Below are 15,611 nucleotides of genomic sequence, written 5' to 3' on the forward strand. Positions count from 1 at the left end.
GGAGTGGGCAGTGGGCTGGGCGGTGGGGTGGGCGGTGGGGTGAGCGGGCCGGGCTAGAGCAGTTCGGCGAGGTCGTTGACCACGACCGTGGCGCCGGCGTCGAGCAGGGTCTGCCGGCCGGCGCCGCGGTCGACGCCGATCACCGAGCGGAAGTCTCCCGCGCTGCCGGCCTGGACGCCGGAGACGGCGTCCTCCACCACGACGCACTCCTGGCTTGGCAGGCCCAGAAGCCGCGCGGCGTATTCGTAGGTGGCCGGGCTGGGCTTGCCGGGCAGTCCCTCGGCGACGGCGACGACGCCGTCGACCACCACCGGGAAGTAGTCGGACAGGCCGGCAGCCTTCAGCACGGCAGGGGCGTTGCGGGAAGAGGAGACGACGGCGAGCTTGAGTCCGCGGGCCAGCGCGGCCTCAACCAGCCGGACGGAGCCCTCGTACGGCTGGACTCCGCCGGCCTCGACGATGTCGTTGAAGACCTTGTTCTTGCGGTTTCCGAGTCCGTGGACGGTGTCATGCGCGGGCTCGTCGTTCAGCGGGCCCTCGGGCAGCACAATCCCGCGGGAGGCCAGGAAGTCCCGGACGCCGTCAAACCGCGGCTTGCCGTCGATGTGGTCGAAATAGTCGCTCTCACGGTAGGGCTCAGCACCGGGGACCGAGGCCAGGAAGCCGTCAAAGAGCTGCTTCCAGGCGTGCTCGTGCACCACGGCGGTGGGGGTCAGGACGCCGTCGAGGTCAAAAAGGATGGCGGTTGCACCGGAGAGCGCACCGGCGAGGCCGGAGGTGTCGGGAACTACAGTCATGAGTCGAGGTCCTTTCAGACGACGGGCAGGCAAGACGGTTTGGTCAAAGCGATGGTCTAAGGCAGGCAGTTCAGGGCTGCTCTGTTGGGGGCCGTTCCGGCGTCGGACGCCGTCCGGATCAGCGTCGGCGCGTGCTGGTGCGCTCTACCAATTTGGTGTCCAGCAGATGGTTCGACGGCGGACTGGCAGGCGGCGTGGCAAGTCCTGAGCGATGAAGTCTTTCAATCAGCAGGTTGGCCGCGAACGCGCCCTGGCCGGCCAGTGGCTGGGCAATTATGGTCAGGCCCAGGAACCAACTCATCTGATGATCGTCTATTCCTATGATGGACACGTTTTCCGGCGCTGACAAACCGAGCTCCCGCATGGCCATGAGCGCACCGCAGGCTGTCTCGTCGCAACCGGCGAAGACCGCGGACGGCATCCCGGGGTTTTCCACAGGCTGCACCATGGCCAGCCGGCCGCCTTCGATGCTGGAGCCGGCGTCGAGCACGAGGTCCGGAGGAGACGGTGCAGATGGGGAGTCCGGGGAGCGCGGGGACGTGCTGGATACTCACGCGCGGGGTATTGGCCTGCGGCACGGGCTCAGCCCTTTCTTCCCCCCGAAGTAGTGGGCCCGGTGTTCATGGCCGAGGTCGATTGTAAGCGCTTACATATTTGGCATGCAAGTGGATGATCCGGAGTTTGGCAGCGGAGCGGGAACGGGCTGGCAGGCCTGCTTGGCCGTGGGTTGGCGGGGCCGGGCGGGCGTCCTGGTCAGCGCCCGGTCAGCGCAGGACGTAGTGCCCTGGTCAGCGCAGGACGTAGTGCCGCAGGAACGCGCTGACGTCCACAAGTTCGGCCTTCGAGATCGTGTGGCCCATGCCCGGATAGGTCCTGGCCGTGAGCTGGGTATTCCGGTTCAGCCAAGCCTCGGTGTGCTCGGTAGCGGCGTCGTTGATGACGACGTCGCCCTTGTCCCGGCCCCAAAAGAACGGCGGCCGGGCGGTGAACGATTCACTCATCGCCAGCAGTTCGTTGTCCAGGACAAAACCCGAGAGCCCCACAGCTGCGCGGAATTGTTCCGGCCGGAGCCGCAGGAGCGTGCTGGCCATCGCCATCCCCTGCGAAAATCCGAACAGGCTGATGCTGCTGTGCCGGGCTTTGACCGACTCGATCCAGGCGAAGACCGCGTTCGTGGATGCGATGACGTCGGCAAAGTCATGGGTGAGGAAATAGTCCAGCAGGAACCAGCCGTAATGGTCTCCAATGTCCTTGGGTCCACGCAGGGCGGCGCAGCTGAACTCGGGCGGCAGGGAAGCGAACAGCTTGGACATGCGGAATTCGTCCGTGCCGTAGCCGTGCAGCATCACCAGCAGCGGGGTGCCGCCGCGTTCGTGTTCGGGTTTTGACCAGATCACCGTCTCCATTGGCTCAGCCTATCCAGCACCGCCACGGGCTCCGCCCCGCACGGGGCCGCACTCCGCGGCTTCCGCGGCGGAAACGGACCTCCGCCCCTCGGATCCGTGGCGCATCCGTCCGGAAAAGGCGAGGCTGGCCGAAACCGGCGCCGAAATTTTCCCCGCGGGGCGGAGGGCGCTTCATTGAAACAGTAGGAGCGGGGTTGTAGCGTGACGCTGGACAGCATGCTTACCATCATCAGTCCGCCCCCGGGCATCAAGGAGCACGTTATGAGAATCGGTTCCGCAATCTTCCTCATCGCCATCGGCGCCATCCTCGCTTGGGCCGTCGCCCCGGGGCTGATCCCCAATGTGAACCAGGCCATGATCGGCTACATCCTGATGGCGGTCGGCGTGATTGGACTCATCGCTTCTCTCGTCCTCGCCGGCCCCGGACGCGGCCGCACGCGCCGGGTCAGCGAGAGCCGCACGGTAGTGGACCCCAACACCGGCGAGACCATCACCCGCAATGAGAGCCGCGACGCAGGCATCTGAGATTTCCCCGCACCCACTGAGCGGCGCGGAAGCTAACGACCCGGAAGCCGGGCCGGACCTCGAGGTCGGGCCCGGCTTCCGCCATCCGGGCCCACTCCGCGGCCCGAACACTGGACATGCCCCCCGGCGCCCGGCCCACAACCACCACAAGCGCAGCCCCCGCGGCGGCCCATGGACACATTCCCCAAATGCCCACTCCCCGGCCCCAACACTGGACATGTCCCCTGGCACCCGGCCCGCAACCACCCCAAGCGCAGCACATGCCCAGTCCCCGCGGCGGCCCATGGACATATCCCCCAAATGCCCACTCCCTGGTCCGACCACTGGACATGTCCCCCCGGAACCCGGCCCGCAACCACCCCAAGCGCAGCACATGCCCAACCCCCGCGGCAGCCCATGGACATATCCCCCAAATGCCCACTCCCCGGTCCCACCACTGGACATGTCCCCCGGCGCCCGGCCCACTACCACCACAACCGCAGCACATGCCCAGTCCCCGCGGCGGCCCATGGACATATTCCCCAAGTGCCCACTCCGCGGCCCGAACACCGGACATGTCCCCAGACGCCCGGCCCGACCACTGGACATGTCCCGCGGCGAAGCCCACCCTTCTGCGTTCATGTGGTTTTTCATTGACAAACCAACAAGAACAAAGATAAAGTCAAATAATTCCACTTCATGTGACGGGAGTCACCGAAGCGGCCAGGGCGCAATTCCAGCTCAACGCACGGCAAGAACAAGAACCAAGTCAGACGCAGTACGCAATGGAGGGTAAGTGTTCGCCGAAGAACGCCAGCAGCTGATCGTGGGGCTTATCTACGCCAGCGGCCGGGCCAGTGTCACGGACCTGGCCGAGCGCTTCAGCATCACCACCGAAACCATCCGCCGGGACCTCGCCGCCCTGGAAGCCTCCGGCAGCGTGCGCCGGGTGCACGGCGGCGCGGTCTCCCCGGACCGCTTCAGCACCACGGAAGAAAGCATCCTGGAACGGACCGTCCAGCGGCAGCCCGAGAAGACCCGGATCGCCGAGGCCGCCCTGGCCCTCATTCCCCAGGGCCTCACCGGCAGCATCCTGATCGACGCCGGCTCCACCACGGAGGCCCTCGCCGAACTCCTGTCCGCCCGGGCCGCCGGAGCCGCCGCGCAGGGCACCGTTGCGGCGTCCGGGTCCGACGCCGAACTCGTCGTCATCACCCACTCCCTGCCCATCGCGTCCCGGCTGTCCGGCGGACCCGGGATCGCCCTGCACCTGCTCGGCGGCAAGGTCCGCGGCCTGACCCAGGCCGCGGTCGGCCAGTCCACGGTGGAAGCCGCCCGCCGGATCCGCCCGGACATCGCCTTCATCGGCACCAACGGCATCCATGCAGCCTTCGGGCTGAGCACACCCGATCCTGAAGAAGCCGCTGTCAAGGCTGCCTTCGTCCAATCAGCGCGCCGCATTGTGGTGCTGGCTGACTCCTCCAAGCTGGACGCGGAAACGCTGGTCCAGTTCGCCTCGTTGAAAGATCTGGACACCGTGATCACAGACTCGCAACCCAGCCGGGAACTCGCCGACGCCCTTGCGGAAGCCGGAGTGGAGGTGGTGGTCGCGTGATTGTCACCCTCACCGCCAACCCCAGCCTGGACCGCACCGTGGCGCTGCCCGGCCCCCTCCTCCGCGGGGAAGTTCAGCGGGCCATCTCCGTCCGCCAGGAATCCGGCGGCAAGGGAGTCAACGTCTCCCGCGCCCTCGTCGCGTCGGGGCTGAAGACAGTCGCCGTTCTCCCCGGCGCCGAGGCCGACCCCGTCCTCACCGGCCTGCGGGAGACCGACGTTCCGTTCGCGGCCCTGCCGATTGGCGAGCCGCTGCGCAGCAACGTGGCCCTCACCGAGCCCGGCGGCGTCACCACCAAGATCAATGAACCCGGACCGGCCCTCAGCGAGGAGCAGCAGGAGGCCCTGATCAGCCTGTTGCTGGACCACGCCCGCGGTGCCGCCTGGGTAGTCCTGGCCGGCTCGCTCCCACCCGGGGTCCCGGCCGACTTCTACGCGACCGTCACCCGGCGGCTGCGGTCCATGTTCGACGGCGAGGCCGCACCACGGGTCGCCGTCGATTCATCCGGCGAACCCCTCGCCGCAGCGGTCTCCGGCGACACCTCGGGAAAGCCGGACCTCTTGAAACCCAACGCCGAGGAACTGGTGGAACTGGCTGCCGCAGCCGGTTTCGCCACGAACAAGTCCGCCGAGGAGCTCGAAGCGGACCCTGAGGCTGCAGCAGCTGCCGCCTCCGCCGTCGTGCGCTCCGGAGTGGGTGCCGTACTGGCCACCCTCGGCTCCAAGGGTGCCGTTCTTGTGACGGCCGACGGCGCGTGGCTGGCCACGCACCCGCCGGTCACCGCGGTCAGCACTGTCGGCGCCGGCGATTCCTCGCTGGCCGGATACCTGCTCGCATCCAGCCAGGGCGCCGCCCCGGTCGATTGCCTCCGTCAGGCGGTGGCCCATGGTGCCGCCGCCGCTTCCCTGCCTGGCTCCACTGTCCCGGCAGTCAACCAAACCACCCCTGATGCCGTAACCATCACGGCCCTCCGGAAGGATTGACAGTGACACAGCTCATTACCACCGAACTGGTCGAGCTCGACCAGAATCTGGGCAGCTCGCCCGAGGACGTGATCCGGCATCTGGCAGGCAGGGTTGCAGCCACCGGACGCGCCACCGAGGCCGAAGGGCTTTTCGCCGATGCCTTCGCCCGGGAATCCAAGACCGCCACGGGCGTCCCGGGCGGCATCGCGATCCCGCACTGCCGCTCGACGGCGGTCACCGAACCCACGCTGGCGATGGCGCGGCTGTCCCAGCCGGTCGACTTCGGCGCCAAGGACGGGCCCGCTGACATCATCTTCTTCATCGCCGCTCCCGAGGGCGCGGACCAGGACCACTTGAAGCTGCTTTCGAAGCTGGCGCGGTCGCTGATCAAGAAGGACTTCACGGCCAGCCTGCGCGCCGCGACCTCCGAGGCGGAAATTGTCGACCTCGTCGACGCCGCCCTGGCGGACAAGCCGGCCGCCCACACCGCTGCAGAAGCGACCGGCGCCGCATCCGCGGCCGGCACCTCAACTGCGGCGGCCGCAACCGGTGAAGGTGCCGGCGCGGCGAAGGCCAAGGGGCCCAAGCGCCTCGTCGCCGTCACCGCGTGCCCCACCGGCATCGCCCACACCTACATGGCCGCCGACTCGCTCGTCGCCGCGGCCAAAGAGGTCGGCGTGGACCTGCAGGTCGAAACCCAGGGATCCTCCGGCGCCAAAGCCCTCGACCCCGCCGTGATCGCCGCCGCCGATGCCGTGATCTTCGCAGTGGACGTGGACGTGCGCGGCAAGGAGCGCTTCGCCGGCATGCCGGTGATCAACGCGCCGGTCAAGCGAGGCATCGACGAACCGGACAAGATGGTCGCCGAGGCACTCGCCGCAGCGGACAACCCGCACGCCCACCGCGTGCCCCACTTCGGCGCCGAGGAGCAGGCTGAGATGGCCGCCGAGGAAAAGAGTGAGCACATTGGCACGAAGCTGAAGAAGGCCCTCCTGACCGGTGTCAGCTACATGATCCCGTTCGTGGCTGGCGGCGGTCTGCTGATCGCCCTCGGCTTCCTGCTGGGTGGCTACAACATCACCGCCTTCGCGGACAAGATCCTGGCGGAGAACAGCCTCACGAACTTGCCTACCGTGTACCCGGAGCTGGCCTGGGGCCCGCTGGGCGCCTACCTGGGGGCCGTGCTCTTCAAGATCGGCGCCCTGTCCCTGGGCTTCCTCGTACCCGCGCTGGCCGGCTACATCGCCTACGCCATTGCTGACCGGCCCGGCATCGCCCCGGGCTTCGTTTCCGGCGCCGTTGCCGTCTTCATGGGTGCCGGGTTCCTCGGCGGCATCGTGGGCGGCCTGATCGCCGGCTACGTGGCCCATTCGATCGGCAAGCTTAAAGTGGCCCGCTGGCTGCGCGGCCTGATGCCGGTGGTCGTTATCCCGCTCGTGGCGTCGCTCGCGGCGTCGGGCCTGTTGTTCGTGTTCCTGGGCGCTTACATCGCCCGGGTCACTGTCGGGCTCAACGAGTTCCTGTCCGGCCTCACCGGTGCCAGCGCCATCGCCCTGGGCGTCATCCTGGGCCTGATGATGTGCTTCGACCTCGGCGGTCCCGTCAACAAGGTTGCCTATTCCTTCGCAGTCGCCGGCCTGGGCGCAGCCTCCATCACCAACCAGGCCCCGTGGCAGATCATGGCGGCCGTCATGGCCGCCGGCATGGTCCCGCCGCTGGCCATGGCGTTGGCCGCGACCGTGCTGAACAAGAGGCTCTTCAGCCTTGCGGAACAGGAAAACGGCAAGGCTGCCTGGCTGCTGGGGGCCTCCTTCATCACCGAAGGCGCCATCCCGTTCGCCGCCGCGGACCCGCTCCGCGTCATCCCCGCCAGCATGCTCGGCGGCGCCGTGACCGGTGCCATCTCGATGGCGGCCGGCGTGGGCTCGAAGGCCCCGCACGGCGGAATCTTCGTCTTCTTCGCGATCGATTCGTTCCTGTGGTTCTGCATCGCCATTGCGGCCGGTACCGTTGTCGGCGCCTTCGCCGTGATCGGGCTCAAGCGCTGGGCAGTCAAGAAGCCGGTTGATACGGTGGAAACGGTTCCCGTAGCCGCCTGAACCGGGACGATTTTCCAAGCAGATACTCACAGCTGACAAACACCCAAGCTGACTTCAAGGAGCAGAAATGACCGAACGTAACGCCACCATTGCCAGCCGGGTCGGGCTGCACGCCCGTCCGGCCGCCATCTTCGCCGAGGCTGCAGGCGAGTTCGACAACCTCGAGATCACGATTGCCCGGCTGGGCGAGCCCGAGGACGAGGCGATGGACGCCGCCAGCATCCTGTCGCTGATGAGCCTCGGCGCATCGCACGGCGAAGTTGTGGTGTTGCGTGCCGAAGGTGAGGGCGCCGACGCCGCACTTGACCGCCTCGTGCAGATCCTTGAGACGGATCACGACGCCGAATAGCCTCACCTTCCGGCCCCGCGCCGGAACACCGGCAGCTTCAGTTGGCCCGGCCGCCCCCGATCAGGGGCCGGCCGGGCCTTCGCGTTGCCTGCCGCTTCGTTCAGAAGCAACGCGGGGTCATTTACGGCCCATTCCGGTGGGGTACTTGGGCGCTAAGTGACCCCGCGTTGCTCTGGCGACGGACCGTCAGGGCAACTTTCATAAGCGGCCTTAGCAAATGCTTGTCATGGCCCCGCGGCGCGGATAGTTTGGAATCCCCCGCGGCACCGACCGCGGGACGCCGCTCAGGTGGTTCCCGGCCGAAGGAGATGATCGCGCAGCCATGCCAACGACGAAAGGCAAGCCACAAGGCTCAGAGAGCCCCAGCATCAAGGACCCCGAGCTCTATGAGAAGTTGCTCGAGGACGGCGCCTCCAAGCAAAAAGCCGCCAGGATCTCCAACGCCGCCGCCAAGCGGGGCCGTTCCTCGGTCGGCCGCAAGGGCGGCAAGGCCGGAGACTACGAGGACTGGACAGTGCCGCAGCTGAAGGCACGCGCCAAGGAGATCGGCCTCAAAGGCTACTCGGCCAAGAAGAAGAACGAGCTCATCTCCGCCCTGCGGAACTCCTGATTAACGTGCACGACGGCGCCAGCCGGCATCCGGGCTCAGGCACGCTTTCGCGCCGTCTTCGACGCCGTCACTTTAGGCGCCGCTTCAGTCTTGGAAGCCGCCGCAGTCTTGGAGCCGTTCCTGGCTGCCGCCGTCTTGGTGGCCGTGGATTTAGTGCCTGTGGAATTGGCTGCCGCCGTCTTGGCGGAGGTCCTCGGGGCGGCCTTCGCAGCAGAACCGGAGCCCCCGGCAGGAGTCTCCGCCGGCCCGCCGCCGCGCTTTTTCTCGATGCTGCGCTTGAGGGCTTCCATCAGGTCGATAACTTCGCCCTCGCCGGCCTCGGCGGGGGCGCCGAAGGTCTCCTCCGTGTCCAGCGACTCCCCCTTGTCCAGCTTGGCCTCAATCAGCTGGCGCAACTGCTCCTGGTAATCGTCCGTGAACTGGTCCGGCTCAAAGTCGGAGGCCATCGAGTCAACCAGGGCCGCGGACATCTCGCGTTCCTGCGCCGAGATCCGGATGGAGGTCTCGAGTGCGGGAAAGCTGGCCTCGCGGACCTCGTCGGCCCACAGCAGCGACTGCAGCACCAGGACCTCGTCGCGAATCCTCAGCGCGCCAAGCCGGGTCTTGTCCCGGAGCGCGAACTGCACAATTGCCACCCGGTCCGTGTCCTCGAGGGCGCGCCGCAGCAGCACATACGCCTTGGGCGACTTGGAGTCGGGTTCAAGGTAGTAGCTCTTTTCAAACATCATCGGGTCGAGCTGGTCGACCGGAACAAACTGGACCACTTCAATTTCGTGGCTGTTTTCCGCCGGGATGGACTTGAGCTCGTCGCGGGTCAGGACCACCGTGCGGCCGTCGTCCTCGTAGGCCTTGTCGATCTCCTCGTAGTCGATGATCTTGCTGCAGACCTCGCAACGGCGCTGGTAGCGGATCCGGCCGCCGTCGGCGTTGTGGACCTGGTGGAGGCTGATGTCGTGGTCCTCGGTGGCGCTGTAGACCTTGACCGGCACGTTGACCAGCCCGAACGCTATTGCGCCTTTCCAGATGGCTCTCATGGATCAAGTGAACATCACAGTTGCGCGGAGGTGAAGGGTTTTGCCCAACGGTAAGGAACGCGTCCGCGTGGACGGGCGCGAACTGGTGCTCACCAACCTGGAAAAAATCATGTACCCGGAGACGGGCACCACCAAGGCCGACGTCCTGGCCTACTATGCCGCCGTCGCGCCGGTGCTGATCCCCGCCGCCCGCAACCGGCCGGCCACGCGGAAGCGCTGGGTCCACGGCGTCGGGACCGCAGATGCCCCGGGAGAGATGTTCTTCCAGAAGAACCTGGACCATTCAACGCCCGGCTGGGTGCCCCGTGCCGCCATCACGCACAAGGACCGGACCATCCAATATCCCCTGGTCAATGATCCCGCCACCCTCACCTGGCTGGCCCAGATCGCGGCCCTGGAGATCCACGTGCCGCAGTGGCGGGTTGACTCCCACGGCAACGCCATGCCGCCCGACCGGCTGGTGCTGGACCTGGACCCGGGCGAAGGCGCGGGACTGGCGGAGTGCGTGGAGGTGGCCAGGCTGGCCCGCAACATCCTGCAGGACGTTGGCCTGGACCCCGTACCCGTGACGAGCGGCAGCAAGGGCATCCACCTCTACGCGGCCCTGGACGGGTCCCAGAGCTCGGACCGGATTTCCGACTTCGCCCGCGAACTGGCCCGCTCGCTCGAGGCAGACCACCCGGATCTCGCCGTCAGCGACATGAAAAAGACCCTGCGCACCGGCAAGGTGCTGGTGGACTGGAGCCAGAACAACGCCGCCAAGACCACGATCGTGCCGTACTCGCTGCGCGGCCGGCTCCGGCCGACGGTGGCCGCCCCGCGGACGTGGCGGGAACTCAGCTCCGCGTCGCTGCACCAGCTGGATTTCCAGGAGGTGATGAAGCGCGTCGCAGCCGGCACGGATCCGTTCGCCCCGGTTTCCGGCGGCCGGCACGGCGCCGGAGCCCCGGCGGCGCACGCGCCGGACCGCCGGGTGGACCACCGGGACGTCCACCTGCCCGGAGGGCGGGCCGAAATCTCTCCCGAGCCGGCCGGCGACGGCGGCGACACCGATCCGCGGCTGGAAAAGTACCGCACCAAACGGGACAGGGCGGCCACTCCCGAGCCCTTCACCGCGGACCGGCACCACGCCGGGGACGACGGCGGGACACGGCGGGAGAAGTTCGTCATCCAGGAGCACCACGCCAGCCGGCTCCACTACGACTTCCGGCTGGAACGCGACGGCGTGCTGGTGTCCTGGGCGCTGCCCAAGGGCGTCCCGACCAGCAAAACCAAGAACCACCTCGCGGTCCAGACCGAGGACCACCCGCTGGACTACGCCGACTTCGAGGGTGACATTCCCAAAGGCCAGTACGGCGCCGGGACGGTCAGCATCTGGGACCACGGACACTACGAATGCGAAAAATGGATCGCGGGCAAGGAGGTCATCGCCACCCTGACCGGCGCGGAGGGCGGCGGCCTCGGCGGAGCGCGCAGGTTCGCCCTGATCCACACCGGCCGGGCCGATGACCAGTGGCTGATCCACCTGATGGACCCTGCGGGCCCGCAGGGCCGTCCCGGCCCGCGGCCCCCGGCCGGCACGGCGGACAACCCGGCCGGCACGGCGGAGCATACAGAGAAAGACACTGACGAGGCAGCGGACGACGGCGGGGAGGACGGCTCAGCGGACGGCCGCGGCCACCGCGAGGGCGGAGCGGAAACCGCCGCCGGCACCGAACGTGCCCCCGACGCCTCCGGATTCAGCCCGATGCTGGCCACATCCGGGACCCTGGCGGACCTTCCGGACCTGGACTGGCAGATCGAGCTCAAGTGGGACGGGGTGCGGGCCCTGGTGATCGGCGACGCAACGACAGTCCGGCTCATCAGCCGCAATGGCATCGACATGTCAGTGAGCTACCCCGAGCTGACGGACCGGTCCTGCTGGCCGGAGCAGGGCTTCGTCGCCGACGCCGAGATCATCGCCGTCGGCCGCTCCGGCCGGCCCGACTTCGGGCTGCTGCAGGGCCGGATGAAACTGAGCAGGGCCGCCGACGTCGCCCGGGCGCAGCAGTCGACGCCCGTGCGGCTGATGCTGTTCGATCTGCTCTTCGACGCCGGCGAGGACCTGCGGCGCCAGCCGCTGAGTGAGCGGCGCCGCCGGCTGGAGCAGTTTTTCCGCCCTTCCGCCGCCCCGGTGGAGCTTTCGGGGGTGATCGATGGCGACGTCGCGCACATCCTGGAAAGCGCCGCCGAGCTCGGGCTCGAGGGGGTCATGGCCAAGCGCACGGACGGGCGCTACGTCGGCCAGCGCAGCCGGTCCTGGCTCAAGCTCAAGGTTGAACGGACCCAGGAGGTGGTGGTGGGCGGCTGGCGGCCCGGGAAAGGGGGGCGCCGGGAATCCGTGGGCTCGCTGCTGCTGGGGATTCCGGACGGCTCGAAACTACGGTATGTGGGCCGGGTGGGCAGCGGTTTCAGCACCCGTGAACTCAAGGAACTCAGGCAACAACTCGACGCCCTGCCACGGAAGACCTCCCCGTTCCGGGACGTGCCGGACGCTGACGCGGCAGACGCCAACTGGGTGAGCGCAAAACTCGTCGGCGAGGTCACCTTCGGGGAATGGACCGGCAGCGGGAAGCTCCGGCACCCGGTGTGGCGCGGCTGGCGCCTGGATAAGGCGCCAGCCGACGTCGTGGCTGACCCTGCCGCCGGCCCCTAGTCGTGTGGGGCCAGCGGTGATGGGGCTAGTCGTGGTGGGGCAGCTGCGGACGGCTTTGCCGGTGCATGGCGCCAGCGGCCACCTGCTGGCCCTGCCGCCCGCGGGCGGTGTCGCGGTCCTTGGGGTGCCGCTGCTTGCCGCTGCCGTCCGGCCATTGCTGTCCCTGGCCGGGCCCGGGGGGAGCGTGGTGCAGGGCCTCGGGTCCCGGGGCTTCAGCCATGGACTGCGCCAGATGGCTCGCGACCTCGGGCTCGATTTCTTCTCCGAACTGATGATCCGCCATTGATCTTCCTTCCCGCTGTAATTAACCGCTGTGAAATGAAGTGTCCATCAATCGTAGGACTGCCCCGGGGAGATGTCTGTAGCGCCCGCCGTCGGACTTTCCGTCGGCCCGAATCCCGTCGGAAACCCCCGCAATCGAGGGCTGGCGCGGAAAATTTTGGGCGCGGCGCCGCCCGGATGGCCGGTTCCCAGTATCCGCGCGGCGAAAGCGGGCAAAAGAAATTAGTGAATTGCCCCCAATTTGCACGCGAAATGGGCGATCATACGGCACGCAACTCGGAAACTCCAGAGAATTCCCGTAAAATTGAAAGCCTGCCCAGAGCGGGGCAGCTACAAGTCGCAAGCAAATGATCTCCCTAGGAGCTTCCCAAATGCCCACAGACCGAAGCACGACCGACTCTTCAGCAGGCGTCATCGACGCCAGCAGAACCAACCAAGGCGCACCCAAGGGTGTGAAGAAACCGAAGCTACGTCGCCGTCGACTCCGCGAGTCCGACGTCAACGTCGTCGACCAGCCGATGCTCAAAAAGGCACTCGGCGGCACCATCGTGGGTAACACCATGGAGTGGTACGACGTCGGCGTGTTCGGCTACCTGATCACCACCATGGGACCGGTATTCCTGCCGGAGGCGGACAAGTCCGTCCAGACCCTGTTCCTGCTCGGAACCTTCGCCGCCACCTTCATCGCGCGCCCCCTCGGCGGAGTCGTGTTCGGCTGGCTTGGCGACAAGATCGGCCGCCAGAAGGTCCTCGCCGCGACCCTGATGATCATGGCCGCCAGCACCTTCGCAGTCGGGCTCCTGCCCGGCTATGCACAGATCGGCATCTGGGCTGCGGTCCTGCTGGTCCTGTTCAAAGTTATCCAGGGCTTCTCTACCGGCGGTGAATACGCCGGCGCCACGACCTTTGTGAGCGAGTACGCCCCTGACAAGCGCCGCGGATTCTTCGCCAGCTTCCTGGACATGGGCAGCTACCTCGGTTTCGCCCTTGGCGCGGCCCTCGTTTCGGTGCTGCAGCTGACCCTCGGCCAGGACACCATGGAGCAGTGGGGCTGGCGCATCCCGTTCCTCCTTGCCGGCCCGCTCGGCCTGATCGCCGTGTACTTCCGGAGCAAGATCGAGGAATCCCCGCAGTTCCAGGCAACCCTGGATGCCCAGGAGAACCTCGCCAAGGACGCAACCGCCTCGGACACCACAGCCTCCAAGGGCCCGGTGGGCATCGTGAAGGCGTACTGGCGCTCCCTCATCGTCGCGATGATCCTGGTCGCGGCAGCAAACACCGCCGGCTACGCACTGACCTCCTACATGCCGACGTACCTGACGGAGTCCAAGGGCTACGACGAGCTGCACGGCACGCTGCTGACCATCCCGGTGCTGGTCATCATGAGCCTCTGCATCCCGCTGACCGGCAGGCTTTCTGACCGGATCGGCCGCCGCCCCGTGCTGTGGATCGGCGCCATCAGCACCGTCGTCCTCGCCACCCCCGCCTTCCTGCTGATCGGCATCGGTGAAATCTGGTCCACGCTGGCCGGCCTTTCCCTGATTGCCTTCCCGGTGACGTTCTACGTGGCCAACCTGGCGTCGGCCCTGCCGGCCCAGTTCCCGACGGCCAGCCGCTACGGCGCCATGGGCATCGCGTACAACTTCTCTGTGGCCATCTTCGGCGGCACCACGCCGTTCATCGTTGCCGCCCTGATCAGCGCAACCGGCAACGACATGATGCCGGCCTACTACCTGATGGCCACCTCGGCGATCGGCGCAGTAGCGATCTACTTCCTCAAGGAATCCGCCCAGATGCCGCTGCCCGGCTCCATGCCGAGCGTGGACACCCAGGCTGAGGCCCGCGAACTGGTCGCGACGCAGGACGAGAACCCGCTGATCGACCTCGAGCACATGGACATGCCCATGGTCGCACCGGCCGTCGATTCCACCGCAGGGCGCGGGGAAGCCGAGAAAGTCCCGGCCACAGCCTAAGCCTGCCGGTCCGCCCGGACCGGCAGCAGCAGTCCAGGCTACGTAGCTGACAGCCCCGCCCTTTGAGGCCTGTTCCGGATGCTTACCCGTTGGGGGACGCATCCGGGCAGGCCTTAGGCGTGTCCGAACCACTATCAGCACCCGGGCCCCGCGAACCCCGCAAACCCCGGGCCCCCGGGGAAACCACAGGAACCACAGGAACCGGAGAGGCAGTTGTGAAGTCCCTGCTGCACCACATCCGTTCGCTGCACAGCCTGGCCCCGGCCAACAAGGACCACGTGTCGGCTTGGCGGGTGGCGATCAGCGTGGCCGTTCCGTCCCTGGCGCTCCTGGCGGCCGGTCGCCCCGGGCTGGCCGGCTACGCTGTTTTCGGCGCGCTGACCGGCATGTACGGCCGCACCGAGCCTCACCAGCTCCGGCTCCGCCATCAAGGCCAGGCGGCTGTCCTTTTGGTTGCCGGCGTAGGAGTCGGCGTCTTCCTCTCGGCCCACCACATTCATTCGTGGGCCCTGGTGATCATTGAGGCCGCGTTCGCCGGCGTGGGCTCGCTGTTCACGGACAAGACGGCCCTGAAACCCGCCGGTCCCTTCTTCGGGATCCTGGCCCTGGGCGCGTGCGCCTCTGTTCCCGCCGCCGTCCCCTGGCACACGGGCGTTCTCATCGCCGCGGGATCGGCCGCGTTCTCCATCATGGTCGGCTTTGGCGGCTGGCTTGTCGGCCGCACCTGGCAGCGCGGGAGGCGGCGGGACGTCACAGTGCTGCGCGGGGCCGGGCGCCGGGCGGCGTGGCTGCATGCCGCCCGCTACGTCACCGCTGTCGGCGGCGCCGGGACCCTGGGGGTCCTCAGCGGCAGCGGCCACCCGCACTGGGCCATGGCCGCGGCGGCGGTGCCGCTTGCCGGTGCGGACCTGCCCAGCAGCGTGTACCGCGGCGTCCACCGGATCGTCGGGACACTGGGCGGTCTCGTGGTGGTCGCGGCGGTCCTGTTCCCGTGGCCGGGGTCACCGCTGCTGGCCTTCCCCGGGCAGGAGGCCGCCGTCCTGGTCTGCCTCGTGATCGTGTTGCAGTTCAGCACCGAGCTGTTCATGACCCGGCACTACGGTCTTGCCATGGTCTCCTTCACCCCGGTGATCCTGCTGGTCGGACAGCTTGCCGCGCCGGCCGATCCCGCCGTGCTGGTGACCGAACGGGCCGTCGAAACACTCGTGGGCGCCGCCGTCGGGATCGCCGTCGTCGTACTGATCCGCCGACGGCGCCTGGCCGCCCGCTGATGTACCCGGCG

The 15,611-nt window shown here is 67.8% G+C and carries 14 protein-coding genes; 9 read left to right on the plus strand and 5 right to left on the minus strand.

All coding sequences use genetic code 11. The annotated features are described in order from the left end of the window. Positions 1–53: 53 nt before the first annotated feature. The 3 genes from AC1DNG_RS04470 to AC1DNG_RS04480 form a co-directional block, all read right to left on the minus strand. Positions 54–797, minus strand: a complete 744-nt coding sequence (locus tag AC1DNG_RS04470) for an HAD family hydrolase (protein WP_476870180.1) — start codon at positions 795–797, stop codon at positions 54–56. Between the two features lie 118 nt (positions 798–915). Continuing rightward, entirely contained in the window at positions 916–1,287 is a 372-nt protein-coding gene (locus AC1DNG_RS04475) for a substrate-binding domain-containing protein (RefSeq protein ID WP_476849867.1), read from the minus strand. 298 nt (positions 1,288–1,585) lie between these two features. Beyond that, entirely contained in the window at positions 1,586–2,203 is a 618-nt protein-coding gene (locus AC1DNG_RS04480) for an alpha/beta hydrolase (RefSeq protein ID WP_223914648.1), read from the minus strand. A gap of 261 nt (positions 2,204–2,464) precedes the next feature. Here AC1DNG_RS04480 and AC1DNG_RS04485 point away from each other — a divergent pair, with 261 nt between their 5' ends. The 6 genes from AC1DNG_RS04485 (at position 2,465) to AC1DNG_RS04510 (ending at position 8,345) form a co-directional block, all read left to right on the plus strand. Further along, a complete protein-coding gene (locus AC1DNG_RS04485; protein WP_018774860.1) occupies positions 2,465–2,728 on the plus strand; it encodes a DUF6458 family protein in 264 nt (87 codons plus the stop codon). 775 nt (positions 2,729–3,503) lie between these two features. After that, the gene (locus AC1DNG_RS04490; protein ID WP_223914650.1) at positions 3,504–4,322 is read left to right on the plus strand and encodes a DeoR/GlpR family DNA-binding transcription regulator; all 819 of its coding nucleotides are present in this window, start codon (positions 3,504–3,506) and stop codon (positions 4,320–4,322) included. Beyond that, positions 4,319–5,305 (plus strand): 1-phosphofructokinase family hexose kinase, encoded by a 987-nt coding sequence (locus AC1DNG_RS04495; protein ID WP_230008209.1) that lies wholly within the window; start codon positions 4,319–4,321, stop codon positions 5,303–5,305. The genes AC1DNG_RS04490 and AC1DNG_RS04495 overlap by 4 nt, the downstream gene beginning before the upstream one ends. 2 nt (positions 5,306–5,307) lie before the next feature. Next, positions 5,308–7,386, plus strand: coding sequence for a PTS fructose transporter subunit IIABC (locus AC1DNG_RS04500; protein WP_476886735.1), 2,079 nt, complete (start codon positions 5,308–5,310; stop codon positions 7,384–7,386). A gap of 67 nt (positions 7,387–7,453) precedes the next feature. Next, positions 7,454–7,735: an HPr family phosphocarrier protein gene (locus AC1DNG_RS04505; protein ID WP_018774864.1), complete on the plus strand. Its 282-nt coding sequence runs from the start codon at positions 7,454–7,456 to the stop codon at positions 7,733–7,735. Positions 7,736–8,057: 322 nt separating this feature from the next. Further along, positions 8,058–8,345, plus strand: coding sequence for a DUF7218 family protein (locus AC1DNG_RS04510; RefSeq protein WP_476873295.1), 288 nt, complete (start codon positions 8,058–8,060; stop codon positions 8,343–8,345). 35 nt (positions 8,346–8,380) lie between these two features. Here AC1DNG_RS04510 and ku read toward each other — a convergent pair whose 3' ends face one another. Next, complete coding sequence (ku, locus tag AC1DNG_RS04515; protein WP_476886736.1) at positions 8,381–9,379, minus strand: non-homologous end joining protein Ku; 999 nt, start codon at positions 9,377–9,379, stop codon at positions 8,381–8,383. A 109-nt stretch (positions 9,380–9,488) separates the two neighbouring features. Here ku and AC1DNG_RS04520 point away from each other — a divergent pair, with 109 nt between their 5' ends. Continuing rightward, positions 9,489–12,074, plus strand: coding sequence for an ATP-dependent DNA ligase (locus tag AC1DNG_RS04520; RefSeq protein WP_476886799.1), 2,586 nt, complete (start codon positions 9,489–9,491; stop codon positions 12,072–12,074). 25 nt (positions 12,075–12,099) lie between these two features. Here AC1DNG_RS04520 and AC1DNG_RS04525 read toward each other — a convergent pair whose 3' ends face one another. Then, positions 12,100–12,357 (minus strand): hypothetical protein, encoded by a 258-nt coding sequence (locus AC1DNG_RS04525; protein ID WP_223914655.1) that lies wholly within the window; start codon positions 12,355–12,357, stop codon positions 12,100–12,102. A 370-nt stretch (positions 12,358–12,727) separates the two neighbouring features. Here AC1DNG_RS04525 and AC1DNG_RS04530 point away from each other — a divergent pair, with 370 nt between their 5' ends. Both AC1DNG_RS04530 and AC1DNG_RS04535 read left to right on the plus strand, forming a co-directional pair. Then, the gene (locus tag AC1DNG_RS04530; protein ID WP_476856141.1) at positions 12,728–14,329 is read left to right on the plus strand and encodes an MFS transporter; all 1,602 of its coding nucleotides are present in this window, start codon (positions 12,728–12,730) and stop codon (positions 14,327–14,329) included. A gap of 215 nt (positions 14,330–14,544) precedes the next feature. Beyond that, a complete protein-coding gene (locus AC1DNG_RS04535) occupies positions 14,545–15,600 on the plus strand; it encodes an FUSC family protein (protein ID WP_476886737.1) in 1,056 nt (351 codons plus the stop codon). The last annotated feature ends 11 nt before the right edge of the window (positions 15,601–15,611 follow it).

It is taken from the genome of Arthrobacter sp. 01T425, from assembly GCF_056398725.1.

Coding starts and splice junctions, on each gene's coding strand:
- AC1DNG_RS04505 (WP_018774864.1), top strand. CDS start 7,454: ATGACCGAACGTAACGCCACCATTGCCAGCCGGGTCGGGCTGCACGCC.
- AC1DNG_RS04520 (WP_476886799.1), top strand. CDS start 9,489: ATGTACCCGGAGACGGGCACCACCAAGGCCGACGTCCTGGCCTACTAT.
- AC1DNG_RS04480 (WP_223914648.1), bottom strand. CDS start 2,203: ATGGAGACGGTGATCTGGTCAAAACCCGAACACGAACGCGGCGGCACC.
- ku (WP_476886736.1), bottom strand. CDS start 9,379: ATGAGAGCCATCTGGAAAGGCGCAATAGCGTTCGGGCTGGTCAACGTG.
- AC1DNG_RS04510 (WP_476873295.1), top strand. CDS start 8,058: ATGCCAACGACGAAAGGCAAGCCACAAGGCTCAGAGAGCCCCAGCATC.
- AC1DNG_RS04470 (WP_476870180.1), bottom strand. CDS start 797: ATGACTGTAGTTCCCGACACCTCCGGCCTCGCCGGTGCGCTCTCCGGT.
- AC1DNG_RS04485 (WP_018774860.1), top strand. CDS start 2,465: ATGAGAATCGGTTCCGCAATCTTCCTCATCGCCATCGGCGCCATCCTC.
- AC1DNG_RS04530 (WP_476856141.1), top strand. CDS start 12,728: ATGCCCACAGACCGAAGCACGACCGACTCTTCAGCAGGCGTCATCGAC.
- AC1DNG_RS04525 (WP_223914655.1), bottom strand. CDS start 12,357: ATGGCGGATCATCAGTTCGGAGAAGAAATCGAGCCCGAGGTCGCGAGC.